The sequence below is a fragment of the Streptomyces sp. NPDC026515 genome, from assembly GCF_055567595.1.
In genome coordinates this window covers 1-21,595 of sequence record NZ_JBVHQD010000017.1, presented here as the reverse complement: position 1 = coordinate 21,595, position 21,595 = coordinate 1, and the positions used below count along the sequence as shown (strand labels likewise).

Annotated in this window: 19 protein-coding genes; 9 read left to right on the top strand and 10 right to left on the bottom strand. The window is 71.7% G+C overall.

The features are described from left to right. Positions 1-15 precede the first annotated feature (15 nt). Positions 16-1,818 (bottom strand): serine/threonine-protein kinase, encoded by a 1,803-nt coding sequence (locus ACZ4O3_RS30880; RefSeq protein ID WP_467725347.1) that lies wholly within the window; start codon positions 1,816-1,818, stop codon positions 16-18. A 210-nt stretch (positions 1,819-2,028) separates the two neighbouring features. On the opposite strand from ACZ4O3_RS30880, the gene ACZ4O3_RS30875 reads away from it, so the two are divergent. The 4 genes from ACZ4O3_RS30875 to ACZ4O3_RS30860 all read left to right on the top strand — a co-directional run bounded on the left by ACZ4O3_RS30875 (position 2,029) and on the right by ACZ4O3_RS30860 (position 7,388). Continuing rightward, positions 2,029-3,384, top strand: coding sequence for an aspartate aminotransferase family protein (locus tag ACZ4O3_RS30875; RefSeq protein WP_362721838.1), 1,356 nt, complete (start codon positions 2,029-2,031; stop codon positions 3,382-3,384). Positions 3,385-3,529: 145 nt separating this feature from the next. Next, positions 3,530-4,228 carry a GntR family transcriptional regulator gene (locus tag ACZ4O3_RS30870; RefSeq protein ID WP_467725345.1) on the top strand — a complete coding sequence of 233 codons (699 nt, stop codon included), beginning with the start codon at positions 3,530-3,532 and terminating at the stop codon, positions 4,226-4,228. Further along, positions 4,225-6,648: a dolichyl-phosphate beta-glucosyltransferase gene (locus ACZ4O3_RS30865; RefSeq protein WP_362721832.1), complete on the top strand. Its 2,424-nt coding sequence runs from the start codon at positions 4,225-4,227 to the stop codon at positions 6,646-6,648. Before ACZ4O3_RS30870 ends, ACZ4O3_RS30865 begins: the two co-directional genes overlap by 4 nt. Before the next feature lie 89 nt (positions 6,649-6,737). Further along, positions 6,738-7,388 (top strand): hypothetical protein, encoded by a 651-nt coding sequence (locus ACZ4O3_RS30860; protein WP_362721829.1) that lies wholly within the window; start codon positions 6,738-6,740, stop codon positions 7,386-7,388. 44 nt (positions 7,389-7,432) lie between these two features. Here the strand turns inward: ACZ4O3_RS30860 and ACZ4O3_RS30855 are convergent, their stop codons facing one another. The 3 genes from ACZ4O3_RS30855 to ACZ4O3_RS30845 all read right to left on the bottom strand — a co-directional run bounded on the left by ACZ4O3_RS30855 (position 7,433) and on the right by ACZ4O3_RS30845 (position 9,638). Beyond that, the gene (locus ACZ4O3_RS30855) at positions 7,433-7,681 is read right to left on the bottom strand and encodes a PIN domain-containing protein (protein WP_362721826.1); all 249 of its coding nucleotides are present in this window, start codon (positions 7,679-7,681) and stop codon (positions 7,433-7,435) included. A gap of 725 nt (positions 7,682-8,406) precedes the next feature. Next, positions 8,407-8,808, bottom strand: a complete 402-nt coding sequence (locus ACZ4O3_RS30850) for a hypothetical protein (protein ID WP_362721824.1) — start codon at positions 8,806-8,808, stop codon at positions 8,407-8,409. Between the two features lie 80 nt (positions 8,809-8,888). Next, a complete protein-coding gene (locus ACZ4O3_RS30845) occupies positions 8,889-9,638 on the bottom strand; it encodes an SDR family oxidoreductase (protein WP_467725343.1) in 750 nt (249 codons plus the stop codon). 104 nt (positions 9,639-9,742) lie between these two features. Here ACZ4O3_RS30845 and ACZ4O3_RS30840 point away from each other — a divergent pair, with 104 nt between their 5' ends. Then, positions 9,743-10,615 (top strand): LysR family transcriptional regulator, encoded by an 873-nt coding sequence (locus ACZ4O3_RS30840; protein WP_467725342.1) that lies wholly within the window; start codon positions 9,743-9,745, stop codon positions 10,613-10,615. Positions 10,616-10,679: 64 nt separating this feature from the next. On the opposite strand, the gene ACZ4O3_RS30835 is transcribed toward ACZ4O3_RS30840, so the two are convergent. Together ACZ4O3_RS30835 and ACZ4O3_RS30830 are read right to left on the bottom strand one after the other, a co-directional pair. Then, positions 10,680-12,509, bottom strand: a complete 1,830-nt coding sequence (locus tag ACZ4O3_RS30835) for a bifunctional metallophosphatase/5'-nucleotidase (protein WP_362728014.1) — start codon at positions 12,507-12,509, stop codon at positions 10,680-10,682. Between the two features lie 163 nt (positions 12,510-12,672). Beyond that, positions 12,673-13,956 (bottom strand): adenylosuccinate synthase, encoded by a 1,284-nt coding sequence (locus ACZ4O3_RS30830; protein WP_362728012.1) that lies wholly within the window; start codon positions 13,954-13,956, stop codon positions 12,673-12,675. Between the two features lie 197 nt (positions 13,957-14,153). Here ACZ4O3_RS30830 and ACZ4O3_RS30825 point away from each other — a divergent pair, with 197 nt between their 5' ends. Continuing rightward, positions 14,154-14,993 carry a diacylglycerol kinase family protein gene (locus ACZ4O3_RS30825; protein ID WP_467725341.1) on the top strand — a complete coding sequence of 280 codons (840 nt, stop codon included), beginning with the start codon at positions 14,154-14,156 and terminating at the stop codon, positions 14,991-14,993. Positions 14,994-15,090: 97 nt separating this feature from the next. Here the strand turns inward: ACZ4O3_RS30825 and ACZ4O3_RS30820 are convergent, their stop codons facing one another. After that, entirely contained in the window at positions 15,091-15,591 is a 501-nt protein-coding gene (locus tag ACZ4O3_RS30820; RefSeq protein ID WP_362731824.1) for a GbsR/MarR family transcriptional regulator, read from the bottom strand. A gap of 74 nt (positions 15,592-15,665) precedes the next feature. On the opposite strand from ACZ4O3_RS30820, the gene ACZ4O3_RS30815 reads away from it, so the two are divergent. Together ACZ4O3_RS30815 and ACZ4O3_RS30810 are read left to right on the top strand one after the other, a co-directional pair. Beyond that, a complete protein-coding gene (locus tag ACZ4O3_RS30815) occupies positions 15,666-16,562 on the top strand; it encodes an ABC transporter ATP-binding protein (protein WP_362731826.1) in 897 nt (298 codons plus the stop codon). Further along, positions 16,559-18,127 (top strand): ABC transporter permease, encoded by a 1,569-nt coding sequence (locus ACZ4O3_RS30810; RefSeq protein WP_467725339.1) that lies wholly within the window; start codon positions 16,559-16,561, stop codon positions 18,125-18,127. Before ACZ4O3_RS30815 ends, ACZ4O3_RS30810 begins: the two co-directional genes overlap by 4 nt. A 10-nt stretch (positions 18,128-18,137) precedes the next feature. Here the strand turns inward: ACZ4O3_RS30810 and ACZ4O3_RS30805 are convergent, their stop codons facing one another. From ACZ4O3_RS30805 to ACZ4O3_RS30795, 3 genes are all read right to left on the bottom strand, one after another. Then, a complete protein-coding gene (locus ACZ4O3_RS30805) occupies positions 18,138-18,302 on the bottom strand; it encodes a hypothetical protein (protein WP_467725337.1) in 165 nt (54 codons plus the stop codon). Positions 18,303-18,639: 337 nt separating this feature from the next. Beyond that, on the bottom strand, positions 18,640-19,845 hold the full coding sequence (locus ACZ4O3_RS30800) for a cytochrome P450 (protein WP_467725335.1): 1,206 nt from the start codon (positions 19,843-19,845) through the stop codon (positions 18,640-18,642). A gap of 89 nt (positions 19,846-19,934) precedes the next feature. Beyond that, positions 19,935-20,681, bottom strand: a complete 747-nt coding sequence (locus ACZ4O3_RS30795; RefSeq protein WP_467725334.1) for an MHYT domain-containing protein — start codon at positions 20,679-20,681, stop codon at positions 19,935-19,937. Between the two features lie 116 nt (positions 20,682-20,797). Between ACZ4O3_RS30795 and ACZ4O3_RS30790 the strand changes: the two genes are divergently transcribed. Beyond that, on the top strand, positions 20,798-21,328 hold the full coding sequence (locus ACZ4O3_RS30790) for a GNAT family N-acetyltransferase (protein ID WP_467725332.1): 531 nt from the start codon (positions 20,798-20,800) through the stop codon (positions 21,326-21,328). The last annotated feature ends 267 nt before the right edge of the window (positions 21,329-21,595 follow it).

The window sequence follows — 21,595 nt, the reverse complement described above, 5'->3', positions numbered from 1 at the left end:
CGGGGCGGCGGGCGTTCACCGCTTGCTGTACGTGAGGCTCTCCTCGCCGTCCTTCCGGACCCGCTTCAGCCTGCCGTCCGGCAGCAGGGTCACCTCGGTGGCCTCTCCCGCGCTGCACGAGGAACGGGGCTTGCCCGTCGTGACCGTGGAAGGCCCGATCTCCAACGGACCTCCCGTGCCGGGCTTCTCGGCGAGCTTCGCGACGAACTCGCAGTGGTAGCCGGGTCCGTCGGCGACCAGGGTGAGGACCGGGTCGCCCACCGCGCCCTGGCGGATGGTCAGTTCGCGGGTGTTGTGGCCGGTGGAGTTGTCTATGGCCGTGGCCCAGGTGCCGAGGAAGGCGGTGGGCACGGGGCCCGCAGAGGGGGCGGAGGAGGAGGGTGACCCGGTGGGCGCCGGGTCCCCGGCGGAGGTCCGGGCGGTCGCCGACGGGGTGGGGGGCGCGGCGCCGCCCGCCTTGTCGTCGTCACCGCCGTTGTTCATGAGCGCGTACACGGAACCGCCGGCGGCCAGCATGACGACCAGCGCGACCGTGACGAGGAGCGCGCTGGAACGGCGGGTGCGGCCCGGTTCCTCTTGGGGGGCGTACGGCGGGGGCGGCGGGGGCGTGTAGAGCGGCGGGGCGGGCTCGGGGGCGGCGACGGTGGCGTGGGGGGCGTGGTACGGGTTGTAGGCGTTGTACGGCTGCGGGTGCTGGTGGGGCTGGTTCTGGTAGCCGTAGGCCGGGTGCGCGGCCGGAGCGTGTTCGGGGGAGGGCGGGTCGGGCACCGGCTGCGGCTGCGCCCCCGCGGCGGCAGCCGCGGATTCGGCACCGCCCCTGGACCCCGGGCCGGCCGGCCCCCGCACCCACGGGTCGGGCGACCCGCCGCGGGGAGCCCGGGCCACGGTCCCGTACTCCGTCGGGTCCTCCACCTCCAGCAGTTCCACCGCGTGCCGGCCCAGCTGGGCGACCAGGGAACCGGGCAGCCAGGGGTCCCTGGAGCGGCCCTCCTCGACCGTGTCGACCGCCCCGGTCCTCGCCAGGATCGCGTCCAGGGACGGGCGGGTCGCCGGGTCCTTGCGCAGACAGTCGCGGACCACGTCCGCGATGCCCTCGGGGAGCCCTGACAGGTCGGGTTCCTCCTGGGCGATGCGGAACAGCTGGGCGTGCGCGCCGCCCTCGTTCGCGCCGAAGGGAAGCACGCCGGTGGCCGCGTAGGCGAGCACCGAGCCGAGGCTGAAGACGTCGGAGGCCGGACTGATCCGCTCGCCGCGCACCTGCTCGGGGGCCATGAAGCCGGGCGAGCCGACGAGCGACCCGGTCGTGGTGATGCCCTCGCCGGGGAGGGTCTCCAGGGCCCGCGCGATCCCGAAGTCGATGACCCGGGGTCCCTCTATGGTGAGCATGACATTGGACGGCTTGAGGTCACGGTGGACGATCCCGGCCGCGTGGATGTTGGTGAGCGCGTGTGCCAGCCCGGCGGCCAGGATCCACACCGACCGCTCGGGCAGCGGCCCGTGGTCCTGCTCGACGACCCGCTGGAGGCTCGGCCCGGCGACATAGCCGGTGGCCACCCACGGCACGGCGGCCTCGGTGTCGGCGTCGAGGACGGGCGCGGTCCAGAACCCGCCGACCCGCTGGGCGTTGCGCACCTCCTGCCGGAAGCGGGCCCGGAAGTCCTCCTGCGCGGCGAGTTCCGCCCGCACCAGCTTCACGGCGACGGTACGGCCGCGCTCGGACCGGGCGAGAAACACCTGCCCCATGCCGCCCGCGCCCAGCCGTGCCAGCAGCCGGTACCTCCCGATGTGCTGCGGATCCCCGGGCCCCAGCTTCTCCATGGCAGATCCGCCCCTTCTCCACACTTGTGATCCAGCCGAGAATATTCCGGCCGCTCCGGTGGCCGGGACCCGCCTTGTCTACGGTTCCGTAACAGGTACCGGTCGCTCCGTTATATCCACCGGCTGTGGACAAACTGTCGCGGAATCCCCCTGCCCATGGAACATGTCGCCGATATCGCGTCGGCACCGGGCGCTCCTAGGCTCGGCGCCATGACCCCTCAGCCCAATCCCCAGGCCGGAGCCGCCGTCAAGGCAGCCGACCGTGCGCATGTCTTCCACTCCTGGTCCGCGCAGGACCTCATCGACCCGCCGGCCGTGGCCGGTGCCGAAGGGTCGTACTTCTGGGACTACGACGGCAGGCGATACCTGGACTTCACCAGCGGGCTCGTCTTCACCAACATCGGCTACCAGCATCCGAAGGTCGTCGCCGCGATCCAGGAGCAGGCCGCGCAGATGACCACCTTCGCGCCCGCCTTCGCGGTGGCGGCCCGGTCGGAGGCGGCCCGGCTGATCGCCGAGCGGACCCCCGGCGACCTGGACAAGATCTTCTTCACCAACGGGGGTGCGGACGCGATCGAGCACGCCGTGCGCATGGCCCGGCTGCACACCGGCCGCCCGAAGGTGCTGTCCGCCTACCGCTCGTACCACGGCGGCACCCAGCAGGCGGTCAACATCACCGGCGACCCGCGCCGCTGGCCCTCCGACGGAGCCGCCGCCGGGGTCGTGCACTTCTGGGCGCCCTTCCTGTACCGCTCGCGTTTCTACGCGGAGACCGAGGAGCAGGAGAGCACGCGGGCGCTGGAGCACCTGGAGACCACGATCGCGTTCGAGGGACCGGGCACGGTCGCGGCGATCGTTCTGGAGACGGTGCCGGGAACCGCCGGGATCATGGTCCCGCCGGCCGGATACCTGGCGGGCGTCCGCGAGATCTGCGACCGGCACGGGATCGTCTTCGTCCTGGACGAGGTCATGGCCGGGTTCGGACGCACGGGTGAGTGGTTCGCCGCCGACCTGTTCGGGGTCGTACCCGACCTGATGACCTTCGCCAAGGGCGTGAACAGCGGGTACGTGCCGCTCGGCGGTGTCGCCATCAGCGAACGGATCGCCGCGACCTTCGCCCGGCGGCCCTACCCGGGCGGGCTGACGTACTCCGGGCATCCGCTGGCCTGTGCCGCCGCCGTCGCCACCATCGACGTGATGGCGGACGAGGGTGTCGTCGAGAACGCGAAGCGGCTCGGCGCGGACGTCGTCGGGCCCGCCCTGGCCGCGCTGGCCGAGCGGCACCCGAGCGTGGGCGAGGTGCGCGGCACCGGCATGTTCTGGGCGCTGGACCTCGTGAAGGACAGGGCGACCCGGGAGCCGCTGGTGCCGTACAACGCGGCCGGGGAGGCCAACGCGCCGATGGCCGCGTTCACCGCCGCCGCCAAGCAGCAGGGTCTGTGGCCGTTCGTGAACATGAACCGGACGCATGTCGTGCCGCCGTGCAACGTCACCGAGGCCGAGCTGAAGGAGGGCTTCGCCGCCCTGGACTCCGCCTTGAGCGTGGCCGACGAGTACACGGTGTAGGGGCGCCGCGGGCGGGGCGGGACGCGGGTCCGGCGGGGGCCGGTCGCGATCCCCGCGCCCCCGGGGGAACGCGTAAGGTGGCGTGCTCGTAGATGTACACGTAAGCGAGCACGTCACCCGAACGCGTGAGGAGAGGCACCCGACCATGCCGGGCAACGGCGCTGTGACCCGCAGTACCCTGCGCCAGCAGATCGCGGACGCGCTCCGTGACGAGGTGCTCGCCGGGCGCCTCCAGCCGGGCCGGGAGTTCACGGTCAAGGAGATCGCCGACCAGTACGGGGTCTCCGCCACGCCGGTCCGCGAGGCCCTGGTCGACCTGTCCGCGCAGGGCATCCTCGAAGCCGACCAGCACCGCGGTTTCCGGGTCCCGGAGTACACCCTCACCGACTACCAAAACATGATCGAGGCCCGCAGCCTGGTCGTCGACGGTATGTTCCACGCCCTCGACGAAGGCCGTCACCCCGCCTTCAGGGACCCCGGCGAGCCGCGGGTCGCGGCCGCCCTGGCGGCGGTCCGCCGGCGCGGCGAGGAGGCCCAGCGGGCCGCGACCGCCGGCGACCTCTCCGTGCTGATCGGCTACGACCTGCGCTTCTGGCGCGAGCTGTCCACCCTGTTCGGCAACCCCTACCTCGGCGACTTCCTGCACCGGCTGCGCGTGCAGTCCTGGGTGTGCGCGGTGCGGCACCTGCGCCGGCTGCCCGATCTGCGCGGGTACCTGTGGTCCCGGCACACCGAGTTGGTCGACGCGCTGTCCCGGCGGGACACCGAGGCCGCCCGGGGGATCGTCACCGCGTACAACGCACACTCCCTCGCCCTCATCGAGCGTCTGTCGGAGAACGGATGACCGCGCCCTCGGAGACCGTCGACCTGTCCGTGGTCGTTCCCGCGTACAACGAGGAGGCACGGCTCGGCCCGACGCTCGACGCCGTCACCCGGTACCTCGCCGACAACGAGTCCCGTTTCGGCACCTGGGAAGTGATCGTCTCCGACGACGGTTCCACCGACGGCACGCGCGAGGTCGCCGCCTTAGGGCATCCGTGCGTCCGCCTGGTCACCGGCGACCGCAACCGTGGCAAGGGCAACGCCCTGCGCCTCGGGGTCGCCGCCAGCACCGGCCGCCGGGTGCTGGTCACCGACGCCGACCTCGCGGCCCCGATCGAGGAGCTGGAGCGGCTCGACAAGGCGCTCAGCGAGGGAAACGCGGCCGCGATCGGCTCGCGCGCGGTACCGGGCGCGGAGATATCCGACCACCAGCACCGGCTGCGCGAGCTGCTCGGCCGTGCCGGGAACCTGCTGATACGGGCCACCGCGGTGCCCGGCATCAAGGACACCCAGTGCGGTTTCAAGCTGTTCGACGGCGACCGGGCCCGGGAGGCCTTCGCCGACTCCCGTCTGGACGGCTGGGGCATCGACGTCGAGGTCCTGCAGCACCTGCACCGCGAGGGCGGCTCCATCGCCGAGGTGCCGGTCCGCTGGAGCCACCAGCCGGGCTCCAAGGTCGGCCCGCTGGCCTACCCGAAGGTCCTCGCCGACCTGGCCCGGCTCCGGCTGCGCCGGCTGCGCCCGGTCGACCTGCTGGTCCCGGTGCTCTTCCTGGCCCTGTCGGTCGCGCTCTACTCGGGCCGCTTCTTCGACCCGGGCCACCGCTATCTCGTCGACTCCCTCCAGGACCAGAACCAGTGGGAGTGGTTCTTCGCGGTGACCGCGGACAACCTGGCGCACCTGCGCAACCCGTTCTTCTCCGACCTCCAGAACTTCCCCGACGGCGTCAACCTGATGGCCAACACGGTCATGCTGGGCGTCTCCGTCCCGTTCGCCCCGCTCACGCTGCTCGCCGGACCGGCCGTCTCGCTCTCCGTCTGCATGGCGGTGGGCCTGGCCGCGACCGCCGTCGCCTGGTACTGGCTGATCGTGAAGCGGGTGGTACGGCACCGGGGTGCCGCCTTCCTCGGCGCGGCCCTCGCGGCCTTCGCGCCGCCGATGGTCAGCCACGCCAACGCGCACCCCAACTTCGTGATCCTGTTCATGATCCCGCTGATCATCGACCGCGCCCTGCGCCTGGCCGCGGGCACCCGCGTCCGGCGGGACGGGGTCGTGCTCGGCCTGATGGCGGCCTACCAGGTCTTCCTGGGCGAGGAGCCGTTCCTGCTCGCGGCGCTGGGCATGGTCCTGTTCGCCGCCGCCTACGCGGCCGTACGACCGCAGGTGGCGAAGGAGTCCTGGCGTCCCCTGGGCAAGGGCCTGCTGATCGCGGGCGCGGTCTGCCTCCCGCTCGTGGCCTACCCCCTGTACTGGCAGTTCAGCGGCGCGCAGAGCTACCACAGCGTCCTGCACGGCGACAACGCGGGAAACAGCCCGCTCTCGCTCCTCGCCTTCTCCGAACGCTCGATGCTCTTCGGGGACGCGGGCCGCGCCAACGAGCTGTCCCTCAACCCCACCGAGCAGAACGCCTTCTACGGCTGGCCGCTGGTCCTGCTCGCCTTCGCGGTCGTGGTACGGCTGTGGTCGCGGCCCCTGGTCAGGGCGCTGGCGTTCACGTCCCTGGCCGCGGCGGTCCTGTCCTTGGGCCCGAAGATCCGGATCCCGCTGACGGACACGGTGTATCCGGGCCCCTGGGCGCTGGTGCGGAAGCTGCCGCTCTTCGAGTCGGTGATCGAGGGCCGGGTGGCGATGATCTGCGCCCCGGCGCTGGGCGTGCTGCTCGCGCTCGCCCTCGAAAGGGTGCTGGGCGCCCGCCGGGTCGGCACCCAGTACTTCGGCCTGCTCGCCATCGCGCTCGCGCTGCTCCCGATCGTCCCCGCCCCCCTCAAGTCCGTGCCGCGGACGCCGGTCCCGGAGTTCGTCACGAGCGGGATGTGGAAGTCGTACGTCGGCAAGGGCGAGTCCCTCGTCCCGCTCCCGCTCCCCGATCCCGGGTCCGCGGAGGCGCTGCACTGGCAGACGTCGGCGGACCTCGGCTTCAAGCTCCCCGGCGGATACTTCAACGGCCCCTACGGCGAGGACCGCATCGGCATCTACGGTGCCGTCCCCCGCTACACCTCCACCCTGCTGCGTGACGTCCGGTACAGCGGCAAGGTGCCGGTGATCGGCAAGAACTGGCGGGCGCAGGCGGCGAAGGACTTCGCGTACTGGAAGGCGGGCGTTCTGGTGGTCGCGCCGCAGCCCAACGACGACAAGCTGCGCCAGGCGGTGCAGGCTCTGACCGGAAAACCCGCCAGGTGGACCGGTGGGGTCTGGGTATGGGACCTGCACGAGGGGCGCTGACCGGCGCCGCACCGATTACTCTTCCCTGACCACCTAGCTGAACACTTGCCGTGAACGCGCAGATATCGCGCCGATACGAGGAGCCCTCTTTGGCCTGTGACCTCTGGCTGGTACCGCTCGTCGACGTGTTGTGCCACACGCCCGACAACCCGTTCGCCGAGGAACTCGCGCAATACAACAAGGTGCTCGCCGAGGCCGGGCTGCCCCCGGTGCCGGTGTACCAGTACATGCCGGGACTGTCCGGCGAGGTCGCGCCCGTGGCCGGCTTCGACTACGACGCGCTCCACTTCCTGCGCCGCGCCTATCTCCTCCAGGTCTGCGGCCTGCCCGTCGCCCCGGTGGACGACCTGGGCGGCGACTACGAGCAGCTCCTGGAGATGTTCGAGTCGACGGCCCAGCAGTCGCACCTCGTCTGGCACTACGACCACGCGGGCGCGTACGTCCCGCTCGACTTCCCGAACCCGCTCTCCAGCGACGAGCTCCTCGCGAGCGGCGGCCCGCTGGGCTCCTCGCAGAGCCTGCTGCGCGAGCTGGAGTACGTGGCCCCGTCGATCGGCATCGACCCGGCGAACCCGCCGGCCGCCCCGCAGGCTCCGTCCGCACCGACCGACCTGGAGGAGCCGGCCGTCCCGGCGCCCTACGACCCGAGCCCGTTCGCCCGGGAACGGCACGTCTGGCTGGGCCTGCACGCCGCCGCGACGCGCAGCCTGGCCCAGGGTTCGATGATCGTGTTCAGCTGACGGGCGGGGGCGCCCGGCGCACAGACGCCCCGCCCGGTGTGCGGTCACCGCTGGTGCGGCAGCCTGATCGTGCGGACGAGGGGCACGTCGGCGTAGAGGTCGGGCTCGACGGTCACCGCGTGACGCCCGTCGGGCCAGTCGACCGTCGGCCGGGGCAGATGGACCGCGTGCCCGAGCCGCCATTGCACGCCGTCACGCAACAGTGCGCCGACCGTGCAGGCGCCGGCGAAGTCCAACTCCTCGGTCTCGACGGCGGGAAGGGCGTTGATGTGCTCCGCGACGCTCTTGCGCATGGCGTCGGCGGCGGCCAGGCAGTGGTCATCCCACGCTCTCGGGCGAGCACCGTGAGGCGGTCGCGAACAGCGGGGGCGACCTTGACGGTGGTGTCAGCCATGATGCACGTATACCTCCGGTATACCGTCTCGGGCCGGTCGAGCAGGACAGTCATCGACGTTCCCTCTCCGGTTCTGGACGCAGCCGCCGGGTGAACTTTCCGCAGTTCACCCATTGGTGGCCCGAGTTCGCACGGCCTATCGAACACCTCGCAGGTCGTCGAGTACTGCCGTGTCACCGGGTCCCGTCGCACCACCCGCCGCAGATAACCCCGTTCCTCCAGCTCGCGCAGGGAGGCGACGACCGTCATGCACCCTTCCCGGCGCCGCGCCGCGAGGATGCGCTCCGTGATCCACGGGCCGCTCGGAAGACTCAGGAGGTACGCCAGCACGCCCGCGGCCGCCCAGGACAGACGACCGTCCCCGAAACGGGAGTTGGCGAAGGCTGCGAAGGCGCGCACGGGCGCCGTACGATGAACGCGCATCGCAGTGGTGGCTCCCGGTGTCGAGCCCCCGGGTGTCGGCGCACCGCGGGGGCGATCTGTTGATCGTGACTTCAGGGCCACGCAGAGTGGCACGCGCAAGCCGGAACGCCCTTTTCCTGGGCTCTAGTTCACACATTTCACTCCGTGGACTGAAGCACGGCACGCAACAGCCGCGCCGTCGGCGCGTGACCCCGGTGCCGTCTAGCCGAACACGCTGAACAGGGCGAGCGCGGGCCCGGCCGCGTAGATCGGCACGCCCAGTACCAGAGCGGTCCACGGCCGCCGGACCCACACCGCCCCGAGGACGACCGTGACCGCCGCGGCGGCCAGCGCGACCGACGGTCCGAACATCGCGACGAGCATCCACACACCGGAGTCGTCGCAGAACCGCTGGGTCCCGGCCGAGGTGCCGCAGCTGTCACCGGCGAAGGCCATACCGAAGAACAACAGCCCGTTCACGGTCACGGCGACCGCGAGCAGCAGCCCGGCCACCACGGCGAAGACCGCTCCGAGGGTCCCGCCCGGCCGGGTCCGCCCCGGCGGGACCGCGGGGCCGTACGACGGCGGGTACGGCGGCGGACAGGGCGGCGGCGGAAAGCTCATGTCTTCCATCTCACTCCCGCCCGCACGCCCCCGCCTGAGTACGGCTGCTCAACAGCGCTGAGCCCGTGCCACCGAGCGGGTCACCAGGGAACCACCCCGTCGTCCTCGAAGAAGCCGCCGGTGGGGCCGCCGTCCGGCAGGGTCGCGAGGCGGATCGCGGTGGCCGCGCCCTGCTGCGGTGTGCGGACGCCCCGGAAGCCGTTGAGGTCGGTCGCGCAGTAGCCGGGGCACGCGGCGTTGATCAGGATGTTCGTGTCCTGCAGTTCCCTGGCGTACTGGACGGTGACGCCGTTGAGGAACGTCTTGGACGGCGAGTAGGCGACGGCGATCGGTCCCATGTCGGCGCCGGGCGCGGACTGCCGGGTGAGGGAGCCGACGCTGCTGGAGACGTTGACGATCCGCGGGGACGGCGAGCGGCGCAGCAGCGGGAGCATCGCGTTGGTGACGCGGATGACGCCGATGACGTTGGTCTCCACGACGGCCCGTACCGTCGCGACGTCGACGGTCGTGGGCGCCTGCGGCGCGCTGCCGGTGATGCCGGCGTTGTTGACGAGTGCGTCGAGGCGTCCCGCGCGGTCCTCCACCAGCCCGGCCGCGGCGGTCACGCTCGCGTCGTCGGTCACGTCGAGCGGCACGCCGAACGCGTCGACCCCCGCCGCGCGCAGCTTCGCGACGGCGGCCTCCCGGCGCTCCGCGTCCCGGGCCCCGACGCCGACGCTCCAGCCGAGGGCGCCCAGGCCGGCCGCGATCTCGTATCCGATGCCCTTGTTCGCGCCGGTCACCAGCGCGGTCTTCTGCTCGGTCAGGTCTTCGGTCATGTCTTCGGTCATGTCGTCGATCCTGGCGCGGACCGGGCAGGCCGGGCCAACACCGATCGGGTGCGCGGCGATACCGCACAGGTATCGATCCCGGTCGGATCGGTAGCATGGAGGGCGTGGAGACACGCGAATTGCGGTACTTCGTGGCCGTCGCCGAGGAACTGCACTTCGGGAAGGCGGCGCGGCGGCTCGGCATCGCGCAGCCACCGTTGTCGCGGGCCATCCGTCAGCTGGAACGACGGCTGGGGGCGGCCCTGCTGGAGCGCACCAGCCGTGCGGTCGCCCTGACCGAGGCCGGTTCGGTGCTGCTGCGGGAGGCACGGGCGGCGCTGGACGCCGTCGAGGCCGCCGAGCAGCGCACCCGGCGTGCGGCCCTCGCGGCGCACGGCCAGGCCGGTGTGGTCCTCGCCACGAAGGCGGGCGCGTCCGGCGACCTGCTGGCGAAGCTGCTCGACGCCTACGCCGCCGAACCCGGTGCGGTCACCGTCGACCTGCTGCTGTGCGGGGTCGGCGAGCAGGAACGCATGCTGCGCGACGGCAGGGCCGACGTGGCCCTGCTGCACCTGCCGTTCGACAGCACGGCGGGGTTCGACACCGAGGAACTGCAGACGGAGAGTCAGGTCGTGGTGGTGCCGGCCGGGCACGCGCTCACCGCCGGCGACCAGGTGCGGATGACCGATGTCACCGAACTGGCCGACCTGCCCCTGGCGCGATGGCGGGGCCGCGACGGCAGGTACCCGGAGGGGCCCGGTCCGGAGGTCCGGGACCAGGCCCAGCTGTACCAGCTGGTCGCGCTGGGCCGCGCCTGCTGTGTCGTGCCGGAGTCGGTCCGGTCCCAACTGCGCGAGGACCTGGCCGCCGTACCGGTGCCGGACGCGCCGCCGGTCACGACCGTGATCGCCTGGCCACCCCACAGCCGCTCCCGAGCGGTCGCCGGTCTCGTCCAGGTCGCGACCCGGCTCTGCGAACCGGCCGGAACGGCACGGTGAGGCGACCGGGCTGACGCGCGGGGGCGAGTTCGCCGGACCCGGTGAACTCGCCCCCCGCACCGGGCTACGCGAAGACGGGCGTCCCGCCCTGCGTCAGCTTCCAGTTGGTCGCCGCGAACGTCGACGGGTCGATGGTGCCCTTCGCCGTGGCGTAGGCGACCATCAGGTCGCGGACCTGGTTGGTGGAGCTGTAGGCGATCTCGGCGGCGGCGATGTGCGGGTAGCCGGAGCCGCCGTTGGCGCGGTAGTTGTTGACGGCGACGACGAAGACCTGGTCGTCGGCGACCGCGGTGCCGTTGTAGGTCAGGTTCTTGATGCGCGAGCCCTCGGCGGCCGCGATGTCGATCTCGTAGTCGACGCCCGTCGCCATGTCGTACATGTAGTCCCAGAAGCTGTTGGCGTTGGTGAGGGTGGCGGTGTCCACCGCCGTGCCCGCCGGCACCTGGTGGTAGTACTTCGCCGCGTACTCCAGGTAGTCCTTGACCTGGGCGCCGGTGAGCTTCTTGCCGTACAGGGTGTTCTCGTAGACGTACAGGCCCGCCACGTCGCGGATCGTCACGTCGCCGGCCGGGATGGTGGCCGTCCGGCTGAAGCAGGCGGCCACCGAGATCAGCGGGAGCGCGGCGTCCGCCGCCGACAGGCCCGCCTTCACCGCGTCCATCTGGACCTGCTGGATGAAGTCGATGGCGGGGACGTCCTTCCAGCAGGCCTCCGCCGTCGACATCGCCACGGTGCTGGTGCCGATCGCGGTGTTGACGTACTTGACCACCAGCTCGTGGTCGGCGGTGAGGAGTTCGGTGATCCGCGGGTCCTCGGCGACCGTGTTGCTGTTCAGGGTGGTGGCGGTCTTCTTGGTGATCTTCCAGGAGCCGCGCACGTGCTCCAGCTCGAAGTCGAAGACGGAGAGGCGGTAGCCGTAGCAGTACGGCTCGGAGAGCAGCACGTCCTCGCCCGTCTCCGCGTTCTTCACCGTGTACGTCGGGACGTCGACGTGGGTGTGGCCGACGAGGATCGCGTCGATGCCGGGCACCTGCTCGGCGACCAGGTTCGACGCGTTCTCCACGTAGGGGAGTTCGTCGCCCCACGAGGTCGAGCCGTCCAGGCCCGAGTGGTCGGTGAGGAAGACGACGTCACAGCCGAGGGCGCGCAGCCGCGGCACGTACTTCTTCGCCTGCTCGACCAGGCCCGTGAAGGCCATCTTCCCGGAGACGTTGTCCTTGTCCCACAGGGCGATGCCCGGGTTGGTGAGGCCGAGGATGCCGACCTTGATGTCCGGGCCGTGCGGGACCTTGATGTGCTTGACGGTGTAGGGCCGGAAGGCGGGCCTGAGCGTCCTGGCGTCCAGGGCGTTGGCGCCGAGCAGCGGGAAGTCGCACTGCTTCTCGAAGGTGCGGACGGTCTCGATGCCGTAGTTGAACTCGTGGTTGCCGAGGGCGGCCGCGTCGTAGCGCATCTCGTTCATGGCGACCGCCATGGGGTGCTTGGGGCCGCGCTTGCCGTTCTTGCCGGTGATCGGGTCGACGCTCGCGTAGTACGAGGCGAGGGAGGTGCCCTGGATGATGTCGCCGGCGTCGACGAGGAGGACCCGGCCCTCGCCCTTCTCCTTGCGGAGGTTCTTCACCAGGGTGGCTATGCGCGCGATGCCGTACGTGTTGCCCTTGGCGTCCACCGGCGCCGCGTTGGTGTAGTAGTCCCAGTTGAAGACGTGGCTGTGCAGGTCGGTGGTGCCCAGGATGGAGAAGCTCCAGGTCTTCGGCGCCTTCGGGGGCTTGGCGTGGCCGCGCTCGGCGGCCTCGGCGGTGCCGGTTCCGACGGTTCCCGCGACGGCCACGGCCGCTCCGGTGACGGCCGACTTCTGCACGAACTCGCGGCGGTTCATGGGATTGACGGGCATTCAGGGCTCCTGGAAGGGCGATACGGACGGAAGTTGCGTGCGGGAGGCGGCGGGCTACCCGCGTAGATGCTGACCTCCGACCGTTACCGGCGTAACCACGGATGACCCAAGGGCCGGTCAAGGATTCCCAAGACCGGCCCAAGAGGCGCTGTGAACCGGCGGCCTACAGGAATGAATTGATCTCGATCGTCTCGTTGCGGCCCGGGCCCACGCCGATCGCGGAGATCGGGGCGCCGGACATCTCCTCCAGGGCCTTCACGTACGCCTGCGCGTTCTTCGGCAGGTCCGCGAAGGTCTTGGCCTTGGTGATGTCCTCGGACCAGCCGGGCAGGGTCTCGTAGACCGGCTTCGCGTGGTGGAAGTCGGTCTGCGAGTAGGGCAGTTCCTCGACGCGCTTGCCGTCGATCTCGTACGCGACACAGACCGGGATCTGCTCCCAGCCGGTGAGGACGTCCAGCTTGGTGAGGAAGAAGTCGGTCAGGCCGTTCACGCGGGTCGCGTAGCGGGCGATCACCGCGTCGAACCAGCCGCAGCGGCGATCCCGGCCGGTGGTGACACCGCGCTCGCCGCCGATCCGGCGCAGCGCCTCGCCGTCCTCGTCGAACAGCTCGGTCGGGAACGGGCCGGCGCCGACGCGGGTCGTGTAGGCCTTGAGGATGCCGATGACCCGGCTGATCTTCGTCGGGCCCACGCCGGAGCCGGTGCAGGCGCCGCCGGCCGTCGGGTTGGACGAGGTGACGAAGGGGTACGTGCCGTGGTCGATGTCCAGCAGCGTGCCCTGGCCGCCCTCGAACAGGACGACCTTGTCCTCCTCCAGGGCCTGGTTGAGGACCAGGACCGTGTCGGCGACGTACGGGGCGAGCTTGTCCGCGTAGGTCAGCAGTTCCTCGACGACCTGGTCGACGGCGATCGCGCGCCGGTTGTAGAGCTTGGTGAGGACCTGGTTCTTGACGTCGAGGGCCGCCTCGACCTTCTGGGTCAGGATCGACTCGTCGTAGAGGTCCTGGACCCGGATGCCGACGCGGTTGATCTTGTCCGCGTAGGTCGGGCCGATGCCGCGCCCCGTCGTACCGATCTTCCGCTTGCCGAGGAAGCGTTCCGTCACCTTGTCGACGGTCACGTTGTACGGCGTGATGATGTGCGCGTTACCGCTGATCATGAGCTTGGACGTGTCGACGCCGCGCTCGTTCAGACCGCTCAGCTCGGAGAGCAGGACCGAGGGGTCGACGACGACGCCGTTGCCGATGACCGGAACACACGTAGGCGAGAGGATTCCGGAAGGGAGGAGGTGGAGCGCATACTTCTGGTCGCCGACGACGACCGTGTGGCCGGCGTTGTTGCCACCCTGGTATCGCACCACGTAGTCGACGGAGCCGCCTAGCAGATCCGTCGCCTTTCCCTTGCCTTCGTCACCCCACTGAGCACCGAGCAGCACAAGTGCGGGCACGCGCGTACACCCCTTCCGGGCGGGGCATGTCCAAGGTCAGGGGCGTACGCGTAAGGTTCGTCGCCGCGTACCACCGCGACCGTCGTTGGCCGCACAACCGTCGGACCGGATGCCCCGGAATAGACGAAGCCCCTGGCGCAACAGCGCAAGGGGCTCTTGCACAGTGATGCTACCCGAGGAAGCGAGGCACGACCGAGGTGGCGACATTCGCGCGGTCCGATCAGCTGCTGGTGATCATCGATCCGGCGGCACGGCAGACGGACGGTGAGTCCGTCCGGATCGCGAAAGACGTGCTCAGCGCGGGTGCGACCACGAAGGTGTGTCTGCCGGACAGTCCCGAGGAATTTGCCCGGGTGCTGGCCCGGAGGGGGTCCCGGCGGCCGGTGGTGGTGGGCGACGACGGTGCGCTGATCCGTGCGGTGACCTTTCTGCACCGGCAGCGGGAGCTGGCCGGATGTGTGCTGTCCGTGGTCCCGGTGGGGGGTGCGCTGGGCGTCGCGCACGCGCTGGGGGTGCCCACCGGTGCGGTGGCGGCGGCGCGGGCCGTCCTGGACGGCGTGGAGCGCCGCCTGGATCTCCTGGTCGACGACAGCGACGGGGTGGTGCTGGGCGCGCTGCGGATCCCGCCGCCGGCGACGGCGGCAGCGGCGGCGGAGCCGGTCCCGGCCCGGGGGTGGCTGCGTCCGTACCAGACCCTCGTACGGTCTCTGTCCGCCCGCCCGGCCCCGGCCGAGACCCGTCCCGGACCCGCGCGGCTGCGGGTCGAGGTCGACGGGCTGACGGTGGTGGACCTAGACCAGCCGGTGGAGGGGATCTCGGTGATCCCGGGCGGCCGCGACGGGCTGGCCGAGGTGGAGGTACGGCCGCTGTCGGTGGGCGCGGAGGCGACGCCGGTACGGGCCGCCGGGCGGACGGTGACGGTGACGGGCGCGGACTTCCGGTACCGGGCCGACGTGGGGGTGACCGGTCCGGTACGGCGGCGGACCTGGCGGGTGGTCGAGGGGGCCTGGGGGCTCACGGTGCCGGGGGTTTCGTAGCGCCGGTTCCGCGGCTCGGTCGCGACGCCCCCGCGGGTGCGCGTGCACCCGCGGCCCGGCGGGAGGCCGGTCGCACAGTTCCCGGCGCGCGGGGCCCCTAGACGGGCTCGGTGCCGAACCGTTCTGCCCGGTGGGCCCGCCAGCGCTCCATCATCTGGGCGATCTCCCCGTCCACGAACTCGAAGAACGCGAGTGTCTCGGCCATCCGCCGCCCCGCCGGGGTGTCGGCGCCGAGGCTGCTCACGCCCTCCCGCAGCGCCCCCTCCCAGCGCTTGAGCACGGTCTCCCGGTTGGTGAGGGCCTCGTACCACTGGTCGCTGTGCACCCGGTACCGCTCCCGCCGGGAGCCCGGTTCCCGCTCGCGCGCGACCATGTGCTGCTGGGCCAGGTAGCGCACCCCGCCGGACACCGCCGCCGGGCTGACCTGCAACTGCTCCCCCAGTTCCGCCGAGGTCAGGGTGCCCGGGTCGGACGACAGCAGGGCCGCGAAGATCCGGGCCGGCATGCGCTGCATCCCGGCCTCGACGAGCTGCGCCGCGAAGCTCTCGACGAACTTCGAGACGGCCTCCTCGTCGCGTCCCGTCGCATCCCTAGTCATGGTCACCACCCTAGCCGCGGTTTCTGCACTTCCTTAACTTCACAAATTTCTGAAGTCAGCGTACGTTCGGAACCATGACGAAGGCAATCACGGTCGCCGGGCTGCACAAGTCCTTCGGCCGCACCCACGCCCTGGACGGCCTCGACCTGGACGTCGAGGCCGGCGAGGTGCACGGCTTCCTCGGCCCGAACGGCGCCGGGAAGTCCACCGCCATCCGGGTCCTGCTCGGCCTGCTGCGCCCCGACTCCGGCGCCACGCAGATCCTCGGCCGCGACCCCTGGAAGGACGCCGTGGAGGTGCACCGCAGGATCGCCTACGTCCCCGGGGACGTCGCCCTCTGGCGCAACCTCTCGGGCGGCGAGGTCATCGACCTGTACGGCAGGCTGCGCGGTGGCGTCGACGCCCGCCGCCGGGCCGATCTGCTCGACCGCTTCGAACTGGACCCCACCAAGAAGGGCCGCACCTACTCCAAGGGCAACCGCCAGAAGGTCGCCCTGGTCGCCGCGTTCGCCTCGGACGTGGACCTGCTGATCCTGGACGAGCCGACCTCCGGCCTCGACCCCCTGATGGAGGAGGTCTTCCAGCGCTGCGTGGCGGAGGAGCGCGACCGCGGCCGGACCGTCCTGCTGTCCTCCCACATCCTGAGCGAGGTCGAGGAACTCTGCGACCGCGTCAGCATCATCCGCAACGGCCGTACGGTCGAGTCCGGTTCACTCGCAGACCTGCGTCACCTCACCCGCACCAGCGTGACCGCCGAACTCGCCGGACCGCCGAACGGGCTGGCCCACCTCCCCGGCGTCCACGGCCTCGACGTCCAGGGCCACCGGGTCCGCCTCCAGGTCGACGCCGGGCAACTCACAGCCGTACTCAGCTCGTTGAGCCGGACCGGCGTGCGTTCCCTGACCTCCACGCCGCCGACCCTGGAGGAGCTCTTCCTCCGCCACTACGCGGACGAGGCGGTCACCCGATGACCACCCTCAGCGGCACCGGCACGCTCCTGCGCTTCGCGCTGCGCCGCGACCGCGTGACGACACCGGTCTGGATCGCGGTGAACGCGCTGATGGTCCTCTCCATGCCGAACACGCTGAAGACCCTGTACGGCACGGAGTCCGAACGCACCGATCTCGTCCGTCAGTTGCAGACCAACGCCTCCTTCCGGGCGCTGATCGGCCCGCTCCACGACACCTCGCTCGGCGGTCTGACCGCCTGGCGGGTGGGTGTGTACGCCGGTCTCCTCGCAGCCGTCACCGGCCTGCTCGTCGTCGTACGCCACACCCGCGAGGAGGAGGAGTCCGGCCGGGCCGAGCTGCTGGCGTCCGGCGCGGTGGGCCGCCGGGCGGCGCTGACCGCGGCCCTGCTGGCGGCGGCCGTCGCCAACGGCGTACTGGCCCTGCTGATCACGGCGGGCCTGGCCGGACAGGGGATCGCCGGGGCCCTCTCCTTCGGGCTGGGCCTGGCCGGAACCGGCATGGTCTTCGCGACGACGGCGGCGGTCGCCGTCCAGCTCACCGAGAGCGCACGCCTGGCCCGGGGCCTCACGGCGGCGGTGCTCGGCGCTGCCTTCGTGCTGCGCGCGGCGGGCGACTCGGCCCGTGCCGACGGATCGTCGCCGCTGACCTGGCTGTCGCCGCTGGGCTGGCTGGAGAATCTCCGCTCCTTCGCCGCCGAACGCTGGTGGGTACTGGCGCTGTTCACGGCCGCGGTGCTGGTGCAGGCCGGGGTGGCCTACGTCCTGGCCGGCCGCCGTGACCTGGGGATGAGCTTCTTCCCGGCCCGTCCGGGCCGGGCCACCGGGGCCCTCGGCTCGGCGGCCGCGCTCGCCTGGCGGCTCCAGCGGGGCGCGGTGCTCGGCTGGTCGCTCGGCTTCTTCCTGTCGGGCGTGGTCTTCGGCGGGCTGGCGGAGGGCGCGGCCGACCTGGTCGGGGACAACGAGAACGCCCGCGAGATCTTCGAGCGGATGGGCGGGCACGGGGCGCTCACGGACGCGTTCCTCGCCTCGATGGCCGGCATGCTGGGCCTGGTCGCGGCCCTGTACGTGGTGTCGTCCGTGCTCCGGCTGCACGGCGAGGAGACCGCGGGCCGCGCCGAACCCCTGCTGGCCTGCGCGGTGGGACGGCTGCGCTGGGCGGCCGGGCACCTCGTGATCGCCTTCGGCGGCTCGGCTCTGATCATGCTGCTGGCCGGAGTGGGCCTCGCGGCCGGCTTCGGCAAGGAGGTGGGCCCGGTGCTGGGCGCCTGCCTGGTCCAGCTCCCGGCGGTCTGGGTGATCGGCGGCCTGGCGCTGCTGCTGTACGGAGTCACGCCCCGGCTGGCGCCCGCGGCCTGGGGAGCGGCGGTGGCGGTCCTGCTGATCGGCTGGGTGGGCCCGGCCCTGAACGCTCCCCGCCTCGTCCTGGACCTCTCCCCCTTCGGCCACCTGCCGAAGCTGCCGGGCGAGCAGATGGCGTGGGGGCCGGTGCTGATCCTGCTGGGGCTGGCCGTGCTGCTGGCGGGCGGCGGCCTCGCGGGACTGGGACGCCGGGACATGACCGCCTGACGGCAGGCTCTCAAGTGACGTACTGCTTGATTTCCTCGGTGTCGAGGGCGATACCGACGGGGTCGGGGAGAGTGACCTTGCCCCCGAGCTTCACCACGTGCATGTCCCGGTATCCGTCCTCCGGGTCCGGGTCGCTGTGCACGAGGACCGGGAGGTTGTCCCGGTCGATGAGCAAGCAGACCGGGATACCCGCCTCGGCGAGGCGCGGGGTTTCCCGACCCGGTCCCGGTTGTGGGTGTCCGAGTCGTACGAGGTGATCTCCACGACCTTCAGCACCCCAGGGGTACCGGCCCAGTCCCCCTGCCCCGCGAAGTGCCCCACGGGTAGAGCCTGACGGTGTCGTCCACGCGCTCGGCGAATTCAGCGATCCGATCGAACACGTCGACCGACATCTGGGACGGGGTGCGCTCTGCCATAACCGTCACGGTGCCTCCCTGCGCAGGCACGCACCAGCTTGACCCGTCAGTCGCGATCGGCCGTCGGAATCGGTCGGTGATCAGCCGAACGGTTGATCACTCGACGCGGACACCCAGGCCTTCCAGGCCCCGGATCACGAAGTTCGGCTTCCGCCGCGGCTCCGCGGCCAGGCTCAGCGTCGGGGCCTTCTCCAGCAGGGCCGTCATGGAGGCCGCCAGCTCGATGCGGGCGAGGGGGGCGCCGATGCAGTAGTGGATGCCGGCGCTGAAGGAGATGTGCGGGTTGTCGCGGCGGGTGAGGTCGAGTTCCCCGGGACGGCCGAACACCTCGGGGTCGTGGTTGGCGGAGCCGAAGAGCATCGCGATCTCCGCGCCCTTCGGGATCGTCGTGCCGTCGACCTCGATCTCGTCCAGCACCCAGCGTTCGAAGAGCTGGAGCGGGGTGTCGTAGCGCATCAACTCCTCGACGGCGGTGGGGACCAGGGAGTGGTCGGCGCGCAGGGCGGCGAGCTGGGCGGGGTTGCGGAAGAGGGCGTACCAGCCGTTGACCGTGGCGTTGACGGTCGCCTCGTGGCCGGCGTTCAGCAGCAGGACGGCCGTGGAGATCATCTCCTGCTCGGTGAGCCGGTCGCCCTCGTCGTGTGCGGCGATCAGTCCGGAGATCAGGTCCTCGCCCGGCTCCGAGCGCCGTTCGGCGATCAGCCCGCGCAGGTAGTCGGAGAACTCCACCGAGGCCCGGACCGCCCTCGCGGCCGTGTCCTCGGAGGGGTTCAGCTCGTACATTCCGCAGATGTCCGCCGACCAGGGCCGCAGCGGGGCCCGGTCCGCCTCCGGGATGCCCAGCATCTCGGCGATGACGGCGACGGGCAGCGGTTCGGCGACGTCGGCGAGCAGGTCGCCGCCGCCTTCGTGGACCAGACCGTCGACCAGCTCTCCGGCGAGTTTCGCCACGTACGGCTTGAGCCGCTCGACCGTGCGCGGGGTGAACGCCTTCGACACCAGGCGGCGGATGCGGGTGTGGTCCGGGGGTTCGAGGTCGAGCATGCCGTGGTCGTTGAGCGTGTGGAACGGCTCGTGCTCGGGCGGCGGTGCGGTCCGCCCGAAGTCCTCGTGGGTGAAGCGGTGCTGGTAGGTCCGCCCCAGCCGCCGGTCCCGCAGCAGCGCCGAGACGTCGGCGTGGTGCGGGACCAGCCACTGGTCGGTGGGCTCGTAGTACAGCACCCGGCCCCGGGAACGGAGCTCGGCGTAGGCGGGGTACGGGTCGGCGAGGAAGTCCGGGTCCCAGGGGTCGAAGGCTGCCATGGACGGACGTTAGACCGCCGGTCCCCCTCCTGACCAGGGGTGTCTCAGGGATGACGGGTCGGGCGGGGTCCACCACCGCCAGGTTGGCGTCAGGAGGTGAAGGGTCCGGTCGCCGCGGGCTGCGGGTGTTCGGCCGGGTTCCGGTCGCGCCGGCCGCCCACGGCCTCCGGGTCGGACATGACGATCGCTGCGGCCAGGACCAGGGCCATGACCGGGCCGGCCGGCATGACCAGGAGGAAGGACAGCAGGCTCGTCGAGGACTGGCCGCCCGCCTGCATCTGCCGGACGTGGACGCTCACCGCCGCCATGCCGGTGCAGTGCATGGCCGACACGGCCGCACCCGTCACGAGGCCGGCTCCGACGGTCGCCCGGACCGCGCTGATCGCCACCGCCGCCCAGGGCGCCGCGGTGGCGGCGATCACGGCGATCGCCACGGACAGCACGGACAGCGCGACGGCCGTGGCGTCGTAGTGCACGGTCCCGCCGGTGTGCATCGCGCTCATGCCGAGGTAGTGCCTCGCCGCCACCCCGAGACCGGTGGCGACGCCGGCCGCGCCCAGGGTGACGGGGCCCGAACCCCGGTAGCCGACCAGGAAGACGCCGCAGGCCACCACCGCGATGGCGACGACGAGGCTCAGCAGCGTGCGGGCCGCGTCGTAACTCACCCCCGTGCCGTCGACGCTGAATCCGATCATCGCGATGAAGTGCGTGGTCCAGATGCCGCAGCCGAGGGAGACCGCCCCGAGGGCGAGCCGGCCCAGCCTCTTCTCACCGCGGCGGCGGCCCGCCGAGCGGGTGGTGCGGCACAGGGCCGGCACGGAACCGAGAAACGCCATCAGGCAGGCGACTATCGGGGTGACCAGGCCGTAGTGGCATGTGCGTCCCGGTTCAGCCCGGTGAACCGGGAGAAAAGGGATTGCCCCGGGAGCGGAAGCCCTCTTGGCTGGGCGGCATGGCCGAACTGCGCACCGATCGCCTCCTCCTGCGCCCCTGGCGCGACTCCGACCTCGCACCGTGGGCGGCGCTGAACGCCGATCCCGAGGTGCGGGAGCACCTGGGCGATCCGCTCACCCGTGAACAGAGCGACGCCTCCGTGGCGAGGTTCCAGGCCGAGTTCGACCGGCGGGGCTACGGGTGGTGGGCGGTCGAGGTGCGGGCCACGGGCGAGTTCATCGGCTTCGCGGGCCTGGACGAGGTGGACGAGGACGTGCCGTTCACGGGAGTGGAGATCGGCTGGCGGCTCGCCCGCGCGGCCTGGGGGCAGGGCTATGCCACCGAGGCCGCGCTGGCCGTCCTGGCCCACGGCTTCGACACGCTCGGGCTCGGCGAGATCCTCGCCGTCACCACCACCGCCAACCTCCGTTCGCAGGCGGTGATGCGCCGGATCGGCATGACCCGCGACCCGGCCGGCGACTTCGACGACCCCACCGCACCCGAAGGGCCACTGCGCCCGAACGTGCTCCACCGCATCGCCCGGCCCTAGGGCGTGCTGCGAAAGTCCCGTCGTTCGCCCGGAGGGCGGGCCGTGCGGCGTCAGGTGCGTGCTCCCGGCGTGCCGGGCGGAAGTCCTCGTACGGGATGTACTCGGGCTTTCGCCCGGTGCGGCGAGCGTGCGTGCACGGCGTCGCACGGCAGACGGGACTTTCGCAACACGCCCTAGAAGGTCGATGAAGATCTTGGTGAGGGGTTGTCCGGCCGTCAGGCCGGATACCCCCTGCGGTCATGCACCGGTCGGGGCGATGTGCCAGGT